Consider the following 19,388-nt stretch of genomic DNA (forward strand, 5'->3'; position numbering starts at 1 on the left):
AACTCACTCATCAAGCCGATGCCTGATCGAATTGCCTTTGTCCGCTGCCTCGTTGCCGCCGCATGGTTCTGCGCTGCCGCGCCGGCCATGGCCGCCATTTCCGTCGTCGACGACGCCGGCCAGACCGTCACCCTCGCCCAGCCTGCGCGACGCGTGGTATCGCTGGCCCCGCACGTGACCGAGCTGATCTACGCCGCGGGCGGCGGCGAGCGCATCGTCGGCACCGTGCATTACAGCGACTATCCGCCGCAGGCGCGCGATATCCCGCGCGTCGGCGACAACAAGGCGCTGGACCTCGAACGCATTGCCGCGCTCAAGCCGGACCTGATCGTGGTGTGGCGGCACGGCAATGCACAGAAGCAGACCGACCGCCTGCGCGCACTCGGCCTGCCGCTGTTCTACAGCGAGCCGCGCCGGCTCGATGCCATCCCCGAAAATATCGAAAAGCTCGGCACCCTGCTGGGTACCGGAGCCTTGGCCCGCCGCGCCGCGGAGGATTTCCGCCAGCGCGTGGCAACGCTGCGCAAGACCTACGCGGGCAAGCCGCCCGTCACGGTGTTCTACCAGGTCTGGCAGCAGCCGCTGATGACGCTGAACGGCCAGCATCTGATGAGCGACGTGCTTGCGCTGTGCGGGGGCCGCAACCTGTTTGCCGCCGAGTCTCCGCTGGTGCCTACCGTGTCCGTTGAGGCCGTGGTGGCCGCCAATCCGGAAGTCATGCTGACCGCAGGCACAGGCGCCACGCAATCGGACCGGCCGCTGGCGGACTTTGCGATGTGGGAGAAATGGAAGCAGGTCACCGCGGTCGCGCGTGGCAACCTGTTCACGATCAATGGCGACCTCGTCAGCCGTGCTGGCCCGCGCGTGGTTCAAGGCGCAGAGGAGATCTGCAAGGACCTCGACATGGCGCGCAGCCGACGGCCCGCGCGCTGATCAGACAGCGCTGCGGTTCCACCACGCGAGCTGCGGCATGCCGTTGCCCAGACGGAACAGGCAGCTCGCGCCGAAGCCCAGCTCCCAACCCAGCGTTGTCGCCAGCGGCAAGCCGAGCCAGTGCGCGGCCAGCATGCGCATCGGACCGGCATGGCCAACCACCCACAGGCACGCTTCGGGCGAAGCCTGCTGTGCCAGCGCAGTCGCCCAGCCGGATACGCGCGCCAGGGCCTGCGTCGCGGTTTCGCCGCCGTGTGGGCAGGCATCGAGCAGGTCATCCGCCAGCGCATCGAGTTCGCTGCGTGGGATGTCGTCCCACGCGCGGCCTTCCCACGCGCCGAAGTCGATCTCGGCAAGCCGCGGTTCGAATTCGGGCTCCAGCGAATGCGAAGGCAAGGCCTGCAGCAGCAGCCGGGCTGTGCCCGCAGCGCGCTGCAGCGGACTGGTCAGCACGCGATGCGGCGTCGGCAGCGCCGCAACGATGGCGGCCGGGGCCGGCGTGACTGGCGTAGCCAGGCACAGGTCCGTGCGGCCATAGCAAATGCCGGAGCCTACGTCGGGCCGCGCGTGGCGGATCAGGACCACGTCCATGCCGCGGCCACCAGGTAGATCTGCAGTTCGGCCAGTTGCTGGGCCATGCCGAGGCAGTCGCCCGTGTAGCCGCCGATGCGGCGCACGAAGTAGCGGCCGAGCAAGAAGCGCAGGATCGCCAGCGCGACAATCGCGACGCCTGCGAAGGCTGGCGACACGAGCAGCAGCGGCGCGGCGCCGCACAGCAGCGCAAAGGCCAGCCCCAACGCGCCGGGCCGCTGCGCCACGGGCTTGGCCTTGCCTTCGTCGCGCACATAGTCCAGTGTCGCAAGATAGCTCACGGCCATGGCGCGGCTGGCGCCGTGCGCGGTGACCAGCACCATCAGCAACTCGGCCAGCCCGCTGCGCGCACCGATCGCCACGAGCAGTTGCCACTTCAGCAACAGCGCCACCACCAGCGCGATGGCACCGAACGCGCCGATGCGCGAATCGTGCATGATGCGCAGCACATCCTCGCGCCGCCACGCGCCACCGAAGGCATCCACGCAATCGGCCAGCCCGTCTTCATGGAAGGCGCCGGTCAAGAGCAACGTGGCCGCCATGCCCAGCAGCACCGCCACGCCGGGCGGCCACCACTGCAGCGCACCCCACGTCACCAAGGCGGCTACGCCGCCGACCATCAATCCCACGAGCGGAAAGTAACGCGCGGCTGCGTTCAGGTAACGCGGCTCGTAGCCGACCCAGCGCGCCAGCGGCGACGGCAACGGCACCCGCGTGAAGTAACCCAGCGCGGTCAGGAAGAAGCGCAGTTCGTCGGCCATGCGGCGCGGTCAGGCCGAGGCGCCGCTGACACCGGCGCCGCTGAACGTGGCCATCTCGTTCAGGAAGGCCGCGGCGGATGTCACCAGCGGCCAGGCCAGCGCCGCGCCGGTGCCCTCGCCCAGGCGCAGGTCCAGCGCCAGCAGCGGCTCGGCCTTGAAATGATCGAGCAGCGCGCGGTGGCCGCGCTCGTGCGAGCAGTGCGAAAACACGCAGTACTGCAGCACGCGGGCATCGATGGAATGCGCGACCAGCAGCGCGGCCGAGGCGATGAAGCCATCCACCAGGATCACCATGCGGCTCGCCGCGGCGGCGAGGAAGGCACCGGCCATCATCGCGATCTCGAAGCCGCCAAACGCGGCCAGCACGTCCAGCGGCTCCTCCGCGTCCGCGTGCAGCGCCAGCGCGCGTTCGAGCACTTCACGCTTGCGCGCGAGGCCATCGTCGTCCAGGCCCGTGCCGCGCCCGATGCAGTCGGCCAGCGGCAGGCCCGTGAGCCGGCTCATCAGGCAGGCCGCCGAAGAGGTGTTGGCAATGCCCATCTCGCCGAAGCCGATCACGTTGCAGCCCTGTTGCGCGGCGCGCAGCACGCGCGCCATGCCGGCCATCATCGCCGCGCTGGCCTGTTCCGAACTCATGGCGCGCGTCTGCGCGAAGTTCTGCGTGCCATCGGCGATGCGGCAGTTGACCAGCCCCGGCGCGGCGGGCAGAGGCGCGCGCACGCCGGCATCGACGACTTCGAGCGCAATGCCGTGCAGGCGCGAGAACACATTGATGGCCGCACCGCCCTTGAGGAAGTTCAGCACCATCTGCGCGGTGACTTCGGCGGGATAGGCGCTCACGCCGGCATCAGCCACGCCGTGGTCGCCCGCGAAGACGATCACGGTCGGGCGTTTCAGCGCCGGCTGCGTGGTGCCGCAGATCAGGCCGATCTGCATGGCAAGGTCTTCCAGGCGGCCAAGCGCGCCGAGCGGCTTGGTCTTGTCGTCGATGGCGGCCCGCAGGGCCGGACGCAGCGCGTCGTCGAGGGGGGCGATTTCCGGGAACATCATGATGCGCAATGAATTCGAGTGATACGAGGAAAAACAATCGGGCCGCAATGTACCGCTACATCTCCACGCCGCGCTGCGCCTTGATGCCTTGCTGGAACGCGTGCTTGACCGGGACCATGTCGGTCACGGTGTCGGCCGCGTCCACCAGTGCCGGCGGCGCCCCGCGGCCCGTGATGACGACATGCTGCATCGGCGGGCGCACACGCAGGTCGGCCACGACCTGCTCCACATCAAGATAGTGCAGCTTGAGCGCAATGTTGAGTTCGTCGAGCAGGACGAGCCCGATCGACGGGTCGCGCAGCATGCCGCGAGCCACTTCCCAGGCCGCTTCGGCCTTGGCCACGTCGCGCGCGCGGTCCTGCGTGTCCCAGGTATAGCCTTCGCCCATCACGTGGAAGGCGCACTCGTTGGGAAAGCGGCGCAGAAACATTTCTTCGCCGGTGGGCTGCGCGCCTTTGATGAACTGCACTACGCCGGCCCGCATGCCGTGGCCAAGTGCGCGCACCACCATGCCGAAGCCCGAACTCGATTTGCCCTTGCCGTTGCCTGTGGTAATGACGATCACGCCGCGCTCGTCCTGCGCGGCGGCGATCTTGGCGTCGATCACTTCCTTCTTGCGGACCATGCGTGCCTTGTGGCGGGCATCGCGGCCGGCGTCGTCCTGACTGTTGTCTTGTTCTGTGAGGTTGTCGTTCATGGTTCGTCGTGCGATGACTCCGCCGGGCGGGGAAATCCATCTGGAATCAGCGCGGTGTGCACGCCGTCCGTCACGCTGACGATCGGCGTGCGCAGCGCGCGCGAGCATTGTTCGGGGGTCAGCACCTGTTGCGCCGGGCCATACAGCGCGGTGCCGTCTTCGGCCATCAGCAGCGCATGGGTGGCGTAGCGGCGGGCCAGGTTCAGGTCATGCAGGATCACGACCATGGCGTGGCGGCCGGCACGCGCCAGCGCCGCCAGCGCCTCCAGCACCATGACCTGGTGGCGCAGGTCCAGGTGCGAGACCGGTTCATCGAGCAGCAGCAGCGGCGCCTGCTGCGCCAGCACGGCGGCAAGGGCGGCGCGCTGGCGTTCGCCGCCGGACAGCGTCAGCACGTCGCGCGCGGACAGCGTGTCGAGATCCATTGCATGGATGGTCGCGCGCACCACGGCATCGTCGTCGCGGCCGGTCCAGCCCCAGCCGGACAGGTGTGGATGGCGGCCAACGCGCACCGCATCCATCACCGACATCGAGAACGTGTCATGCACCGCCTGCGGCAGGTAGGCACGCTGGCGGGCCAGCGCGGCCGGCGACAGGCGCTCCAGCGGCGTACCGTCCAGGCTGGCGCCGCCGGCATCCGCGCGGCGCAGGCCGGACAGCACCGCCATCAGTGTGGACTTGCCGACGCCGTTGGGCCCGGCCACGCACCAGAGCTGGCCCGGGGCGATCTCCAGCGACAGGCGCTCGAGCAGCACGCGCGTGCCGGTGCGCAGGCTGACGTCGTGGAGCGCCAGCGTCGGACAGGCGGCCGCGGGTTCGGACCATGATGTCATCGCGGCCTCCGCAGCAGCAGGTAAAGGAAGGTCGGCACGCCCAGCAGCGCGGTGATGACGCCCACCGGCAACTGCGCGGGCGCGATCACGGTGCGGGCGATCAGGTCGGCGGCCATCAGCAGCGCACCGCCCAGCAGCGCCGAGGCCGGCAGCAGCAGGCGCTGGTCGTTGCCCCAGGCGAGGCGCACCAGATGCGGCACCACCAGGCCGACAAAGCCGATCGAGCCGGCGTTCGTGATGGCCACGGCGATCGACAGTGAAGCGAGCACGAAGGTGGCCAGCCGCACGCGTCCCACGCGCACGCCCAGCGATTGCGCCACGGTTTCGCCGAGCAGCATCACATTGAGCGAGCGCGCCATCGGCATGGCCAGCAGCACGGCGACAACCAGCATGGCGAGCGCGGCGCCGTATTCGGCGGTTCCTCCCAGGTCGCCCGTGAGCCAGAACAGCATGCCCCGCAGCCGCGCTTCGGGCGCGATGGCAAGGATCAGTGTAATCAGCGCACCCCAGCCCGAAGCCAGGATCACACCAGTGAGCAGCAGGCGCGCGCCGGCCTCATGGTGGCCGCCCTGCACCTGCGGATGCAGCAGGTCGCGCCGCGCCAGCGTGGCAACCAGCACCATCGACAGCAGCGCGCCACTCGCCGCGCCAGCCTGCACGGCCCACAGCGGCAGCATCAGCAGCATCGCCCCGAGCGCGCCGGTGGCGGCGCCGCCGGATACGCCCAGCACATAGGGCTCGGCCAGCGGGTTGCGCAGCAGCACCTGCATCAGCGCACCGGACAGGGCCAGCAGGCCGCCGCATGCGAATGCGGCCGCGGCGCGCGGCAGGCGCAACTCGCGCACGATGGCACCGGCGGTGCCCGTGTCGGCGCCGCTAAGTGCCTGCCAGAGCTGGGCGGCATCCAGACGCACGCTGCCCAGCGCCAGAGACAGCAGGAACACCGCCACGGCCGCCGCCGCAAGCGCGAGCCATACCGCGAGGGCGCGCCGGAACTCAGACATCGCGCGCCACGCAACCCGTCATTTCTGGCGCCAGCCCAGCGTGATAAAGCCCGCCCTGCCCTGCGTGTTGTACGGGAAGGCGAGCTGGTAGTTCTTGTCGAAGAGGTTTTCCACCCGGGCGGCAACGAACCATTGCTTGTCGATGTTGTAGCGCGCGTTGAGGTTGACGATACCGTATCCGCCCAACGTGCGCGAGCCGGCGTCCAGGCGCGACGACGACAACAGCCACTCGCCACCGAAACGCCAGTTGCCGAAGTTGCGGCCCACGTCGAACGCGGCATGGCGGCGCGCGCGGCGCAGCAGCTGCGTATCGGTCTGCTCGTCGACCGGGTTCTGGAACGTTACGCTGGCCCCCACGTCGGTATTCCACAGCGTCGCGCGCCAGGAGGCCTCCAGGCCTTGCACCTTCGCCTTGTTGACGTTGCTGGGCAGGAACATGCCGTTCGGCTGCGACACGGTGACGATCAGGTCGTTGTAGCGCGTTTCAAAGGCCGTCACGCGCAGCAGGCCGGCCGCGGCAGTGTTGTACTGCACACCGACTTCGGCCGATTTGGCGCGCTCGGGGCTCAGGTTCGGGTTGCCGAATCCCGGGAAATACAGCTCGTTGAAAGTCGGTGCGCGGAAAGCGTTGCTGACGTTAGCGATGAATTTAAGGGCCTCGGTCAGGTTGTAGCCGTAGCCCGCGAAGAAGCTGGCCTGGTTGCCGAAGTCCGAGTAGTGATCGTTGCGGCCATTGAGCTGCAGCTGGTGCTTGCCGATGCGTCCGTCATAGCCGCCGAATACCGAGAAGACATTGCGCGAGGGCGCATTGTACGAGTTGGAATCCAGTTCCTGCTGCAGGTAATCGGTGCCGAACAGCAGCGTGTGCGTCGCCGCCAGTGCGTACTCGTTCTGCCAGTTGAACTGGCGGTTGCGCGTGTTGAAGGTGCCGTTGTTCGCGCCATTCAGGAAGTTCTCGCTGCGGTCCTCGCTCTGCGCCAGCTTGAAGTGCGTCGCCCAGTCCGGCAGCACCTTGCCATTGACAAAGGCCGACACGGTGTAGAGGTCGCTGTTGGAACGGTTGTCGTCGGTAGGCCGGCCGAAGTTGTTGTCGTACGACAGCTTGCTCTTCGAGTAGTAGCCCGCCAGGCCCGCATCCCAGTCAGTCGTGAAGCGGTGCTTCACCTGCGCCGACACGCTCTGGTTCTCGTACGGGTTGTCGTTCGGGTTGGCGCGCGGCGCCTGCTTCGTGTTGATCGACGAGAAGCCGTCGGTCTTGAACGCGGAGCCGGTCACGTTGAACGAGGTGTCGCCGATCTGGCCGCCATAGCCGACCGTGCCCTGGCGCGTGTTGTTGCTGCCGTATTCGACCTGCGCGTTCGCCGCCGGCGCCTGGCCCGCACCGCTCTTGGTGAAGATCTGCACCACGCCGCCGATTGCGTCCGAGCCATAAAGCGCCGACACGTTGCCGCGCACCACTTCGATATGGTCGATCTGGTCCGGCAGGATGTTGGCCAGCTGGGCCGTGCCGCTGCTCACGGACGACACGCGCACGCCGTCGATCAGGATCAGCGTCTGGTTGGAGTTGGCGCCGCGCATGAACAGCGAGGTGTTCGAGCCCATGCCGCCGTTGGCGGTCAGCTCCACGCCGGCCTGGTTGCGCAGCAGCGTGCGCAGGTCCGGCGCCTGCGCGTTGACGATGTCTTCCTGTGTCACGACCGTAGTGTGCGGCAGGGCCTCGGTGAGCGGCTGCGCCGTGCGGGTCGACGTGACCACCACGGGCGCAAGTTGCGCGGGCGCCGCGTCGGCGGCAGGCTGGGACGCTGCAGGCGTCTCGGCGGTCTGTGCCACGGCGGGATTCAGGACAAGGGAAGACAGGGCAGCCAGTACGGCAACCACGGACGGACGCACCGTCGGCAGCGCCGGACGGTTCGACCTGTAAAGCGATGAACGCATGATGCAGGAATGGATAGGACAGCCAGACCCGTTCCCCCGCGGGCCAGATGGCGATGAGGCGTGCCACGCAGGGGCGGCAGCCCGCGTTCAGGCCGGTATCCGGGCTGGCGGCGCCAGGCTGGCCGCCTTCCCGAACGCTTGTGGTTCAGTGGCGATGGGCCAGCCCTGCGATGCCATGTGTGGACAGGCATCGCGGCCGCTTACCGTTGCGGGGGCAGCACAGGTTGGCCTGGCCGAGCTGTCTGTCGGCCGCGGCTCCCTGTTTCCCGTTGAACTGCCACTTGCCTTGCGCAAGATGGCGAGCACCTGGAACGAGCGGCAGTGTAGGCAGTTTCCCTAACCGAGTCAATGTGGATTCGGACCTCACTTGCCGGCATGCAAATGGCGCATAAACCGTGATTTCGGCGCAGAAGCGGGCAACTTCCGCGCGTCATGGCGGTCACACCGCCTTGCCTTTCGTTGTGCGCGACGACGCTTCGGCTAGAATCCCGATACCTGACACCTTTCACCATGACAGGCCCTATGCTTAACGAACTCGAACAGCTGGCAGCCAAGATCGGACGCGTGCTCCATCACGCGGACACCCTGGCGGCGGAGAACCAGCGGCTGCGCGACGAAATCGCGCGCCTGGAAGGCGAGGCCGCACAGTTGCGCGGCGAGCGCGAAGCCATGGCCGCCGATCGCGAACTGCTCAATATCAAGATCGAGGAAGCGCAACTGCGCATCCAGTCCATCCTCGACAAGCTCCCCACCGCGGCCGACTCGCGCCAGCTCGACCTGCTCGGCGAAGAGGCCGGGTCATCGGCCCAGGAACGCGCCGCGCACAAGGCCTCCGGAGAACACGCATGAGCAACAAGCAAGTCGAAGTGAACATCGCCGGCCAGCCCTACCGCTTCGCGATCGCCCCCGAGAACGAGGCCGCGCTGCTGGACGCCGTGGCACTGGTGGACACGCAGATGAACAAGCTGCGCAACAACGCCTCGGCCAAGGGCGTGGAGCGCGTGGCGGTGATGGCGGCGATCAGCATCGCGTCCGACCTGCTGGCCCTGCAGCGCAAGCAGCAGTCGGATGGCGCGATCCCCGTCGATGCCATCCGCGCGCGCATTCGCGAACTCAACGAGCGTGCCGACGAAGCGCTGCGCCAGTACGCGCACGTTGGCACGGGCACGCAGGCACAGCCTGGCTGAGCGCGGCGCGCGGGCCCATGTGCGCTGGATGTGCGCTGTCGGGCAAAGTGTAACGAGGCGGCCAGGTGGACTTGGTATGCAACACATCGAGGTGTATAGTGTAGCCAGACTGCACGAGGCACCACAGACGTGCAGCATAAGGGTCGGGTTATCGCGCCTGACCGCCGTTCTCATCCCATCCTAGTTCGAAACGGCAAACGTCTGACATCCCGCCCGCGAGTCCGAATTCTGGTCACGTCGGGATGTCCGGAGCGTCAGACGTTTGACAGTTTCCCTGCCTGGTTCGCTAGGGTCATAGACTCCTTGAACCGATATGCATCGCATGGTGCGGGATCATGTCGTATGGGCGAGCGCGTCGCTACCTTCATAGTCTGGGCCTGGCTTGGACTCCCTGAATGGGTGATGTACCCGAAATACGACTTCCGCAGCCACTCTGAACCTCAACAGGGTTCAGGATGCCGACCCAACGGCCGAGGCGGGGACCCCTTAAAAAGGCGGTGGTTTTCACAGACCACCGCCTTTTTTCTTGCCGGGCGCTGCCGCGTCGCGCGTGCAGCGCGTATTCCAAAACGCCCGCATCCCCGACTGCCATGAGCCGCGCAGAAAACAGTCGCACAGAAAAAGCGCCCGCACGTGCCCGCCAATACTGGCTGATGAAGTCCGAACCGGACGAGGCCAGCATCGATACCCTTGCAAAAGAAGGGACATTGCCGTGGACCGGCGTGCGCAACTACCAGGCGCGCAATTTCATGCGCGACGTCATGCGCATCGGCGACGGCGTGCTGTTCTACCATTCGTCATGCCCGGAGCCTGGCATCGCCGGCCTCGCCGAGGTCTGCTCGCAGCCCTACCCGGACCCGACCCAGTTCGATCGCAAGAGCGATTACTACGATGCCGCGTCCAAGCCGGACGAGCCGCGCTGGCAGCTCGTCGACGTGAAGTTCGTGCGCAAGAGTGCACTGATCCCGCTGGCCGAACTGCGCGCGCACGAAGAACTCGCAGATATGGTCGTGCTAAGACGCGGCAACCGGCTGTCGATCACTCCGGTCACGCCGGCCGAATGGCGCTTCATCACCACGCGGCTGATGGGCTGAGCCGCGCCGCCCGCGCGGCGGACGCGATCACAAGTACAACCACAAGCGACGCGGCGTTTTCCTCGTTTCCTTTCCTATGAGCCTTGCCCTGATTCCCGCCCTGCTCGCGCTGGGCGCCTTTACCGGTTTCTGCGCCGGCCTGCTCGGCGTGGGCGGCGGCATGATGATGGTGCCTTTTCTTACGCTGCTGTTCACGAGTCTCGGCTTTGCCGGCGAGGCCATCGTGCATATGGCCATCGCCACGTCGATGGGCACCATCCTGTTCACTTCGCTGTCGTCGGTACGCGCACATCACAAGCGCGGCGCGGTGCGCTGGCCGATCGTCCTTGCGCTGGCGCCGGGGATCCTGCTGGGCGGCATGATCGGTGGCGGCAAGGTGTTCGCCGCGCTCAAGACCAGCTGGCTGTCGCTGGCATTCGCCTGCTTCGTCGGCTTTTCGGCGCTGCAGATGCTGCGCAGCCGGCGCCCCGAGCCCAGCCGCCAGTTGCCGGGCGTGCCGGGCATGGTGGGCGCCGGATCGGTGATCGGCTTCCTGTCCAGTCTGGTCGGCGCGGGTGGTGCCTTTGTCTCCGTGCCGTTCATGACCTGGTGCAATGTGCCGATCCACAATGCGGTGGCCACCTCGGCCGCGCTGGGCTTCCCGATTGCGGTAGCCAGCGTGATCGGCTACATCTGGAGCGGCTGGCAGCAGCCGGACCTGCCGGCCGGCTCGCTCGGCTACATCTACCTGCCGGCGCTGGTCGGCATTGCCGTCGCCAGCGTGCTGACCGCGCCGCTGGGCGCCCGCACCGCCCATCGCATGGACGTGGCGCAGCTCAGGAAAGCGTTTGCGATCCTGCTGCTCTGCCTGGCCAGCTACATGTTCTGGAAGGCCTGGAAGGCATTCTGACGCGTCCATCCGAGCGAGCGCGCGGAACGATTGCGCGGCGTTTGCGTCTCATACCCATCACTTTGACTGGGAGAAGAAGAATGAAGCAACTGCTTGCAGCGACCCTGCTCGGCGCCACGGCGCTGGCCGCCTCCGCGCAGACCGTGCCGCCGCCGGCCGGCGTGCTGTCACTCTCGGCGCAGGCCGTGACCGAAGTCCCGACCGACGTCGTGCACCTGACGCTGGCCGCGGAGCAGGAAGGCGCGGAGCCGGGCGCGATCTCGTCGCAGCTCTCGACCCGCACGCAGGCCGTCATCAGCCAGGCCAAGCGCACCCCCGGCGTGCAGGCCGAATCCGGTGGCTTCACGATCCGCCCGAGTACCGACCGCAATGGCCGCATCACCACCTGGCGCGGCCGTTCGGAAGTCATCCTGCAATCGCGGGATTTTGCGGCCGTGTCGAAGCTGGCCGGGGAGCTGGCCAGCCAGATGCAGGTGCAGGGCATTGCGTTCTCGCTGTCGCGCGAAGCGCGCGTGGCCGCCGAAGGCAAGCTGACCGAACAGGCCGTGGGCGCCTTCCGCGAAAAGGCGCAGTCCGCCTCGAAGCTGTTCGGCTTCAGCAGCTATACGATCCGCGAAGTGAATGTGAACGAGAGCGGCGTGGTGCCGCCGATGCCGCGCATGTACGGCGCCGCCAAGGCCATGATGTCCGACGCCGCGGCGCCGGTGCCGGTCGAGGGCGGCAAGACGCAGGTCACCGTGTCGGTGAATGGGTCGGTGCAGATGCTGAAGTAAGCCTCTTCGCAACGGCGGGTCGTTGCTCCCCTCTCCCATAAATGGGAGAGGGGAGCAAGGAACTACAGCGCGGCGAACTGCTGCCGCAATACGTTCTTCTGTACCTTGCCCATGGTATTGCGCGGCAATTCGTCCACCACGTGCACGCGCTTGGGCACCTTGAAGTTGGCGATACGTCCCTTCAGCGTGCCGATCAGTTCGCCCTCATCGAGTTCGACCCCCGGCTTCTTCACCACCACGGCCACTACGGCCTCGCCGAAATCGGCATGCGGCACGCCGATGACCGCGCTTTCCGCCACGCCCGGCATCTCGTCGATAAAGCTCTCGATCTCCTTCGGGTACACGTTGTAGCCCCCGGAAATGATCAGGTCCTTGCTGCGGCCGACAATGGTCACGTAGTTGTCCGGTACCGAAACCTCGCCCGCCTGGCTGACGACGGCACCGCCAAAGCGGCCCACGTCGCCGGTCCTGAACCAGCCGTCCGCGGTGAATTCCTCGCGCGTCTTTTCCGGCATGCGCCAGTAGCCCTTGAACACGTTCGGGCCCTTGACCTCGATATTGCCGATCTCGCCGATCGCGCTCGGCTGGCCCTCGCCATCGACCACGCGTACCGACACGCCAGGCAGCGGCATGCCGACCGTGCCGCCGATGCGCTCGCCCAAGGCACTGTCGTACGGGTTGGAGACCAGCATCACGGTCTCGCTCATGCCGTAGCGTTCGAGGATGGTGTGGCCCGTGCGCTTGCGGAATTCTTCGAATGTTTCCAGCAGCAGCGGGGCCGAACCCGACACGAACAACCGCATGCGGCGGCAGGTGTCGTCGTCGAAGCGCGGCTCCTGCAGCATGCGCACGTAGTAGGTCGGCACGCCCATCATCACGGTGGAACGCGGCAGGAATTTCAGCACCTGCGCCATGTCGAGCCGGGGCGCCCAGATCATCTTGGCTCCGGCCAGCAGCGCGCCGTGCGAAGCCACGAACAAGCCATGCACATGGAAGATCGGCAGCATGTGCAGCAGCACGTCGTCGCTGCGCCAGCCCCAGTATTCGTGCAGCGTCTGCGCGTTCGATGCCAGGTTGCCATGCGTCAGCATCGCCCCCTTGCTGCGGCCGGTGGTGCCGGACGTATAGAGGATGGCGGCCAGGTCGTCGTCAGCGCGCTGCACGGTCTCGAACGTATCGGGCCGCGCCGCGGCGCGCGACAGCAGCGAGCCCGAACGGTCTTCGTCAAGCGTGAAGACGTAGCTGGTGCCGTGGCGGAACGCCACCTTCGATACCCAGGCGAAATTCTTGCTGCTGCACACCACCACCGACGGTTCGGCGTTGCCGACGAAGTAGTCGATCTCCGCTTCCTGGTAGGCCGTGTTCAGCGGCAGGTAGACATAGCCGGCGCGCAGCGTTGCCAGGTACAGGAACAGCGCCTCGGGCGATTTCTCCACTTGCACGGCCACGCGCGCGCCTTCGGGCAGGCCCAGGCCTGTCAGCAGGTTGGCCAGCTTGGCGGTGGCGCGGTCGAGATCGTCCCAGCTGTAGTACAGGCCGTCATGCGTTTCGATGCAGCACGCGGTGCGGTCGGCGGGAAAGCGGTTTTCGAACAGAGCGAACAGGTTGGCGTTCATGGTGCGGATGAAGACAAGGGCTTCCGGAATCCGGGCGCGCAATGCAATGGACGAAGGGTCGATGGAACGATGACGCGATGGGCGATTGTAATGCGGAAAGGCGCTAGTTTCCCTTGAACCGCGGCGGACGATGCGCCAGGAAGGCGGCCACGCCTTCGGCATGGTCGCCGCCTTCGGCGTAGGCGAAATGTGCGGTCAGTTCCTCGGCGCTCAAAGGCTCGGGCTGTGGCGACAGGCGGTGGATCGTGGCCTTGTTGATGCGTGCGGCGAGCGGTGCCCCCGCCGTGATGCGGCGCACCGCGGCCTCGACCTCCGCCGCCACGCCGCCGGCCGCAACCACGCGCGTCAGCAGGCCCTTCTCGCGCGCTTCGGCCGCATCGAAGACGCGGCCTTCGAGCAGGATCTCGAGCGCCACGGCACGGCCCGCCAGCGCCAGCAAACCCTTCAACTCGCCCGGCGCCATCGGAAAGCCGAGCCGGTTGATCGGCACGCCGAAGCGGCTGTTGTCCGCCGCGATGCGCAGGTCGCAGTGGCAGGCAATCTCCAGGCCGCCGCCGACGCATACGCCCTCGATCATCGCCACGGTCGGGTGCAGGCAACCGGCGATGGCCGCCAGCGCCGGCGCGATGATCTCCATGTGGTAGCGGCGCACCGCGGCTTGGTCGCCGCGCACCGTGGGGAACTCGGCAATGTCGGCGCCAGCGGCAAAATTGCCGTCGGCGCCGCGCACCACCACGCAGCGCAGCGAGCGGTCAGCCGACAGCCGCATGAAGCCGGCGGTCAGCGCCTCCCACATCTGCGCCGAGATGGCGTTGAGCTTGCCCGGGTGCGACAGCGTGACGGTGGCCGTCGTGCCTTCGACAGCGAACTGGACAGTACCGCTCATCGCTTAGTCGATCTTGGCGCCCGAGGCCTGCACCACCTGGGCCCAGCGCTTGATCTCGCTGCGCTGGAACTGCGCGAACTGCTCCTGCGTAAACTGCGGCGTTTCCGAGCCGTTGCTGATCCAGACGTGCTTGATATCCGGCGTGTTCAGGGCCTTTTCGGTCTCGATGTAAAGGCGGTCGACGATCTCCTTGGGCGTGCCCTTGGGCACCCACATCGCGTACCAGGTCGAGACCTCGTAGTTCGGCACGCCCGCCTCGGCCGCGGTCGGCACGTTCGGGAACGCGGGTGAGCGCTTGGCCGATGCCACCGCCAGCGCCTTGATGCGCCCCGCGCGGATGTGTTGCGCGGACGAGCCCAGGCCGTCGAACACCATGTCCACCTGGCCGGCGATCAGGTCCGACAACGCCGGGCCCGCCCCCTTGTAGGGGATATGCGTGATGAAGGTCTTGGTCTGCAGCTTGAACAGTTCGCCCGCCAGGTGGTGCGACGAGCCATTGCCCGCCGAGCCGTAGTTCAGCTTGCCGGGATTCTTGCGCGCATAGTCGAGCAGCTCCTGCAGGTTGTTGGCCTGCACGCGCGACGGATTCACCACCACGACCTGCGGCGGTTGCGCAATCACGGTGACGGGGATGAAGTCCTTCTCGATGTCGTAGTCGAGCTTCTTGTAGAACGACGGCGCGATCGCGTGGTGCGCGCCGCCGATAAAGACGGTGTAGCCGTCCGGCGCGGCCTTGGCCGCAAGGCTCGCGCCCAGGGTGCCGCCAGCGCCGCCGCGGTTGTCGATGACGAACTGCTTGCCGAGCTGCTTGGAAAGCTGCGCGGTCAGCGGACGGGCAAAGGCATCGGTGCCGCCGCCTGCCGGGAACGGCACGATCACGGTGACCGGCTTGGACGGCCAGGTATCCGCCAGCGCGGAGGGTACCTGCCCGGCCATGCCGGCAACGCCGGCGACCACGACGGCGGCGCGCGCGCACGCGGCCAGGCTGAACTGACGACGATTCATCTTCACTGTCTCCCTTTCTCTCGAATTGGAAAGTTGGTTCCGATACGGCTTGTTGTTAATCCCGTCAAAGGCCGTCCCCGGCGGTCAGGGAACGGCGATGCCATGGCGTGTTTAATGTGACCTGACCAGAGTCACAGCAGCTTCGCGACAGCACGGCTGATGCGCGGGTTGCCTTCGCCAAGGCGCGCTAGATTGTCATCCAGTGCCTCGGGCGCGTAAAGGTAATTCACCATCATGCCGCACGATTGGTTGCAGCCTTTGCGCGACAGGTCCCCGCCCCAGTTCAGCCGTTCCACGCAAGCGCCGTTGCCCAGGTGGAAGCGCGCTACCGGGTCCGCGGGCATGGACTGGCTGCGCTCGCGCACGAGGTAATGCGCGGCGAGCGACAGCGCGGTGTCACGCACCACGGCGTCCTGCGAATCGGCTGGCAACGCGGCGAGCCAGCCCGCGCCATCGGCCGGCGCCGGGCCGTGCCGGTCCTGCCAGCGCGCCACCCGCCTGGCACCGAGCGCCTCGGCCACGGTGGTGCCGTCCTGCTTGCGCAGCCAGTCGGCAAACCCCGGGATCGGCGACAGCGTGGCGAACTGCCTGACCTTGGGAAACTCGCGTTGCAGTTCCTCGATCACGCGCTTGAGCAGGAAGTTGCCGAAGCTCACGCCGCGCAATCCGGCCTGCGTATTCGAGATCGAATAGAAGATGGCCCACTTCACGCGGCGCAGGTCTTCCAGCGGCGCGGCCTCGTCGAGCAGGGTCTGCACATTGGCCGCCATCTCCGGCACGAAGGCAACTTCCACGAAGATCAGCGGCTCGCGTGGAATGCGCGGATGGAAGAATGCATAGCAGCGGCGGTCGGAATCGAGGCGGTTGCGCAGGTCGGTCCACGACGAGATTTCATGCACCGCTTCGTAGCGGATCAGCTTCTCGAGCAACGAGGCCGGCGAGTCCCAGGTGATGGGCTGCAACTCGAGCAAGCCCACGTCGAACCAGTTGGAGAACAGGGCTTCCAGGTCTTCATCGAGCACGCGCAAGCCGGGAAGACGCCGTTGCCAGCGCAGCATGTCGGCACGCAGGTGAATCAGGAAATGCAGGCCGCAGGCACTGTTGCCACGCTGGCCATGCAGCGCGGCGAGCCGCTTGAAGAAGCGGATACGCGCATTCGACAAAGCCTGTGCCGCCCTGGCGGGCTTGTCCGCATCCGCCGCGCCGTTTTCCGGACCCGTACCGCCGGCCACCTCCGCCAGCACTTCGAGCATGCCGCGACGCCGGCCCTCGTCCGCGGCTTCGTATTCGGCCTGCCAGGCCTGGGCGGCGGTATTGGCATTGCCGTCGGTCAGCCGCGCATCAAGGCAAAGCCGCAATTGTTCACGCTGGCGGCGCGCCACGCGCGCGGGCAACGGCGCCGCCTCCGCGTTCCTGGCCGATGCGGGCGTCGCCTCGGCTTCGCCCTTGCGGCCCCACCAGCGTCCGATCCTGGACAACAGGTTGGGGCCTGACGGTTCGCTGACGCCCAGCGGGGCGCTGATCTTCTGGTCACCGGAGTCGAGGGCGCTCATGGGGTACCTGCCTGGGTGCGTGAAGAAACATTGGGGAACGCATGCGGCGCGGCCACGTCAGCCCGGACGCTGCGGTCCAGCGCCGTCAGCGCCGTCAGCGTCGTCAGTGCGGCACGCTGGCGCAGCAGATGCGTCTTCATCAAGGCTTCCGCGCCTTCGGGGTCGTGCGCCTTGAGCGCAGCGAAGATGCTCAGGTGTTCGGCACAGGACTCGTTGATGCGCCCCGGCAATTTCAGGCTCTTGTGCCGCGACAGGCGCAGCACCTTGCGCAGGTCGCTGATCAGTCCCGACAGCCAGCGGTTGCCGGCCAGCCGCTGGATCGCTTCGTGGATCTGGAAATTGGTTTCGTAGTAGGCATCGATCTCGCCCGCGCCGGCATGCCGCGCGAGTTCGGCGTGCAACCCTTCGAGCGCCTCCAGGTCCTGCGCGGTCGCGTTGCGCGCGGCCTCGTAGGCGCAGCGTCCTTCCAGCAGCGCCATGAGCGGGAAGATTTCGTCGAGATCGCGCTCGGACAGCTCGTTGACGAAGCAGCCGCGCCTCGGCTCCAGGCGAACCAGCCCCTCGGCGGCAAGCACCTTGAGCGCTTCGCGCAGCGGCGTGCGTGAAATGCCGAGTTGCCCGGCGAGCGTGCTTTCGTCGATCCATGCCCCGGGGACCAGGGCGTGCGCATCGATCATGCCGCGCATGCGGTCCGCCACCTCCAGATACAGCGCCTGCTGGACGATACGCATAGGCCTCCGCCAGGATCAGTCCAGACCGTCCCGCATGCTGTGCAGGGGTCTTCATAATTCATAATTATGAATAACTGGAAGTATCAGGCAAGGCATTTCGATGCTGCGCCGCAGCGGCGGATGGGCCAGCGAGATCGATTCGGAAAGGGGCAGAGGTGCGGCGGGCGGATGCCAGGCCTCCCCGCCAGCATCCGCCCGCGCCTGAAAGAACAGCTGCGGACTATTTCATCGCCGGTCAACGCCTGGATAGGCATCGTCCCGCGTGGGTCATGGACTCCCGGCGCAGACCCTGCGCCCCCCTGTTGGCGCACACCGGTGCGCAGATTTTCCCGTCTGCCGTCGTTGTGGTCCGGTGCCCCTGCCTGACTGGCAGGTCCTCCCTGGCGCCGTCCTGGCGGGCTCGGCATAGCCCGCTCTGTTGTAACAGAAGAGTTAGCGAGGATCGTGCCATGAAAGCTAATCCCTTGTTTTTATTGAAGTCGATGATGAGAAACTTGTTACAAGACCGCATCGATGTAACAGAATGTTTCCCGGTTGTTACGACACTGATCCTGTCCGGGGGCAGGTCGGGAAGTGGGGGCGGCCTTGAAGACACTGGCATTTGTGGCGAATTTGCCAGTTCAAATACCAGCAGTATGGGGAGTAAGGCACAATCGACACGCGCAAATTGGTTGCGCTGATGAAACAACGCGGCCCGGCTTCCGCAATACGACCCGAGGGGAATTCCGACCATGCAAACCGGCGACACCAGCGCAGTCCCCGCTTTCCCGGAAACGCAAGACCGCGCCCGGCCACCCTCGACGTCCGCGGTCGAGACCAGCGTCTTGCGGCTCGCTTTCACCGGCACAGGATCGGAATATTTCCGGATCTGGATCGTCAACACCCTGCTGACCATCGTCACGTTCGGCATCTACTCCGCGTGGGCCAAGGTCCGCACGTTGCAGTACTTCTATCGCAACACCAGCCTGGACGGGGCGACGTTCGATTACCACGGCAAGCCGACGGCCATCCTCAAGGGTCGCGCCATCGTGTTCGTGCTGGCACTCGCGTTTCAGCTGGCCGGCAAGGTGTCGCCGCTGCTGGCCGTCCTGCTGGCCCTGGCGCTGGCCGCGGTGTTCCCGCTGCTGCTGGTCCGGTCGCTGCGCTTCCGCATGGCGAACACGAGCTATCGCGGCCTGCGCTTCGCCTTCACTGGCGGCGACGCCGAAGCGTACAAGGTGTTCGTGCTGTGGCCGTTGCTGACGGTGTTCACGCTTGGCGCGCTGGCACCGCTGGCGCATCAGCGCCTGAAGCACTACCAGCACAACCACACGCGCTTCGGCACCGCGCCATTCGCCTTCAGCGCGGTTTCCGGGGATTTCTACAGCGTCTACCTGCGTGGCTGCGGGCTAACAGTTCTGGTGCTGATTGTTGCCGCCCTCGGCGCCGCCGGGCTCGCCGCAGCGGCGCGCGGGAACGAAGCCGCCTCGATGCTTGCGGGCCTGGTCGGAGCACTCGGGATCTACGCCTCGTTCCTGGCTATCGGGCCCTACTTCACCGCGCGGCTGCAGAACGTGGTGTGGAACCACACCACCCTGGCCCCGCACGGCTTGCGCAGCGAGGTGAAGGCAAGCCGTCTGTTCTATATTTTCCTGACCAACATGGTTGCCATCACACTGACCCTGGGCCTGTTCCTGCCGTTTGCCCGGGTCAGGTCCGCACGCTACCGCGTGGAACGCGTGTCGCTGCTGGCGCGCGCGCCGCTGGACGCCTTCGTTGCAGGGCAGGCCGAGAGCGTAGGTGCGCTCGGCGATGCCGCGGCGGACTGGTACGACATCGACATCGCGCTGTGAGCCCGCGCGCAGCAGATG

20 protein-coding genes, 1 other RNA gene and 1 riboswitch are annotated in these 19,388 nt (G+C 66.8%); of the genes, 9 read left to right on the forward strand and 12 right to left on the reverse strand.

All coding sequences use genetic code 11. The features are described 5' to 3' along the window. The first annotated feature begins 18 nt into the window (after positions 1-18). Positions 19-933 carry a cobalamin-binding protein gene (locus ACIGJC_RS12000; RefSeq protein ID WP_483709044.1) on the forward strand — a complete coding sequence of 305 codons (915 nt, stop codon included), beginning with the start codon at positions 19-21 and terminating at the stop codon, positions 931-933. Here the strand turns inward: ACIGJC_RS12000 and ACIGJC_RS12005 are convergent, their stop codons facing one another. Genes ACIGJC_RS12005 through ACIGJC_RS12035 form a run of 7 tightly spaced genes read right to left on the reverse strand, consistent with a single transcriptional unit; the run spans position 934 to position 7,804 of the window. Continuing rightward, the gene (locus ACIGJC_RS12005) at positions 934-1,524 is read right to left on the reverse strand and encodes a histidine phosphatase family protein (protein ID WP_483709045.1); all 591 of its coding nucleotides are present in this window, start codon (positions 1,522-1,524) and stop codon (positions 934-936) included. Next, positions 1,509-2,285, reverse strand: coding sequence for an adenosylcobinamide-GDP ribazoletransferase (locus ACIGJC_RS12010; protein WP_483709047.1), 777 nt, complete (start codon positions 2,283-2,285; stop codon positions 1,509-1,511). The genes ACIGJC_RS12005 and ACIGJC_RS12010 overlap by 16 nt, the downstream gene beginning before the upstream one ends. A 9-nt stretch (positions 2,286-2,294) precedes the next feature. After that, complete coding sequence (gene cobT / locus ACIGJC_RS12015; protein WP_483709049.1) at positions 2,295-3,335, reverse strand: nicotinate-nucleotide--dimethylbenzimidazole phosphoribosyltransferase; 1,041 nt, start codon at positions 3,333-3,335, stop codon at positions 2,295-2,297. A 55-nt stretch (positions 3,336-3,390) separates the two neighbouring features. Next, positions 3,391-4,032 carry a cob(I)yrinic acid a,c-diamide adenosyltransferase gene (gene cobO / locus ACIGJC_RS12020; RefSeq protein WP_483709050.1) on the reverse strand — a complete coding sequence of 214 codons (642 nt, stop codon included), beginning with the start codon at positions 4,030-4,032 and terminating at the stop codon, positions 3,391-3,393. Then, entirely contained in the window at positions 4,029-4,865 is an 837-nt protein-coding gene (locus tag ACIGJC_RS12025) for an ABC transporter ATP-binding protein (RefSeq protein ID WP_483709052.1), read from the reverse strand. Before ACIGJC_RS12025 ends, cobO begins: the two co-directional genes overlap by 4 nt. Continuing rightward, positions 4,862-5,869: a FecCD family ABC transporter permease gene (locus tag ACIGJC_RS12030; RefSeq protein WP_483709054.1), complete on the reverse strand. Its 1,008-nt coding sequence runs from the start codon at positions 5,867-5,869 to the stop codon at positions 4,862-4,864. The genes ACIGJC_RS12025 and ACIGJC_RS12030 overlap by 4 nt, the downstream gene beginning before the upstream one ends. Before the next feature lie 18 nt (positions 5,870-5,887). Further along, on the reverse strand, positions 5,888-7,804 hold the full coding sequence (locus ACIGJC_RS12035; RefSeq protein ID WP_483709056.1) for a TonB-dependent receptor plug domain-containing protein: 1,917 nt from the start codon (positions 7,802-7,804) through the stop codon (positions 5,888-5,890). A 73-nt stretch (positions 7,805-7,877) separates the two neighbouring features. Continuing rightward, positions 7,878-8,130, reverse strand: a riboswitch (cobalamin riboswitch). A 196-nt stretch (positions 8,131-8,326) separates the two neighbouring features. On the opposite strand from ACIGJC_RS12035, the gene ACIGJC_RS12040 reads away from it, so the two are divergent. From ACIGJC_RS12040 to ACIGJC_RS12065, 6 genes are all read left to right on the forward strand, one after another. Beyond that, complete coding sequence (locus ACIGJC_RS12040; protein ID WP_483709057.1) at positions 8,327-8,653, forward strand: hypothetical protein; 327 nt, start codon at positions 8,327-8,329, stop codon at positions 8,651-8,653. Then, positions 8,650-8,991, forward strand: a complete 342-nt coding sequence (locus tag ACIGJC_RS12045; protein WP_483709058.1) for a cell division protein ZapA — start codon at positions 8,650-8,652, stop codon at positions 8,989-8,991. The genes ACIGJC_RS12040 and ACIGJC_RS12045 overlap by 4 nt, the downstream gene beginning before the upstream one ends. 268 nt (positions 8,992-9,259) lie before the next feature. Further along, positions 9,260-9,477: non-coding RNA, 6S RNA (ssrS, locus tag ACIGJC_RS12050), on the forward strand. Positions 9,478-9,644: 167 nt separating this feature from the next. Further along, positions 9,645-10,085, forward strand: a complete 441-nt coding sequence (locus ACIGJC_RS12055) for an EVE domain-containing protein (RefSeq protein WP_483709059.1) — start codon at positions 9,645-9,647, stop codon at positions 10,083-10,085. A 76-nt stretch (positions 10,086-10,161) separates the two neighbouring features. Next, entirely contained in the window at positions 10,162-10,974 is an 813-nt protein-coding gene (locus ACIGJC_RS12060; RefSeq protein ID WP_483709060.1) for a sulfite exporter TauE/SafE family protein, read from the forward strand. Between the two features lie 80 nt (positions 10,975-11,054). Beyond that, complete coding sequence (locus ACIGJC_RS12065; protein ID WP_483709062.1) at positions 11,055-11,747, forward strand: SIMPL domain-containing protein; 693 nt, start codon at positions 11,055-11,057, stop codon at positions 11,745-11,747. Positions 11,748-11,809: 62 nt separating this feature from the next. Here the strand turns inward: ACIGJC_RS12065 and ACIGJC_RS12070 are convergent, their stop codons facing one another. The 5 genes from ACIGJC_RS12070 to ACIGJC_RS12090 all read right to left on the reverse strand — a co-directional run bounded on the left by ACIGJC_RS12070 (position 11,810) and on the right by ACIGJC_RS12090 (position 17,538). Continuing rightward, entirely contained in the window at positions 11,810-13,363 is a 1,554-nt protein-coding gene (locus tag ACIGJC_RS12070; RefSeq protein WP_483709063.1) for a malonate--CoA ligase, read from the reverse strand. A 103-nt stretch (positions 13,364-13,466) separates the two neighbouring features. Further along, positions 13,467-14,249: an enoyl-CoA hydratase/isomerase family protein gene (locus ACIGJC_RS12075; protein ID WP_483709064.1), complete on the reverse strand. Its 783-nt coding sequence runs from the start codon at positions 14,247-14,249 to the stop codon at positions 13,467-13,469. A 3-nt stretch (positions 14,250-14,252) separates the two neighbouring features. After that, complete coding sequence (locus ACIGJC_RS12080) at positions 14,253-15,254, reverse strand: Bug family tripartite tricarboxylate transporter substrate binding protein (protein ID WP_483709065.1); 1,002 nt, start codon at positions 15,252-15,254, stop codon at positions 14,253-14,255. Between the two features lie 131 nt (positions 15,255-15,385). Then, the gene (locus ACIGJC_RS12085; protein WP_483709066.1) at positions 15,386-16,807 is read right to left on the reverse strand and encodes a malonyl-CoA decarboxylase domain-containing protein; all 1,422 of its coding nucleotides are present in this window, start codon (positions 16,805-16,807) and stop codon (positions 15,386-15,388) included. Further along, positions 16,804-17,538: a GntR family transcriptional regulator gene (locus ACIGJC_RS12090; protein WP_483709067.1), complete on the reverse strand. Its 735-nt coding sequence runs from the start codon at positions 17,536-17,538 to the stop codon at positions 16,804-16,806. The genes ACIGJC_RS12085 and ACIGJC_RS12090 overlap by 4 nt, the downstream gene beginning before the upstream one ends. A 449-nt stretch (positions 17,539-17,987) precedes the next feature. On the opposite strand from ACIGJC_RS12090, the gene ACIGJC_RS12095 reads away from it, so the two are divergent. Then, entirely contained in the window at positions 17,988-18,218 is a 231-nt protein-coding gene (locus ACIGJC_RS12095) for a hypothetical protein (protein WP_483709068.1), read from the forward strand. A 51-nt stretch (positions 18,219-18,269) separates the two neighbouring features. Continuing rightward, entirely contained in the window at positions 18,270-19,370 is a 1,101-nt protein-coding gene (locus ACIGJC_RS12100) for a YjgN family protein (protein WP_483709069.1), read from the forward strand. Positions 19,371-19,388 lie beyond the last annotated feature (18 nt).

It is taken from the genome of Cupriavidus sp. C3SS-1, from assembly GCF_057073755.1.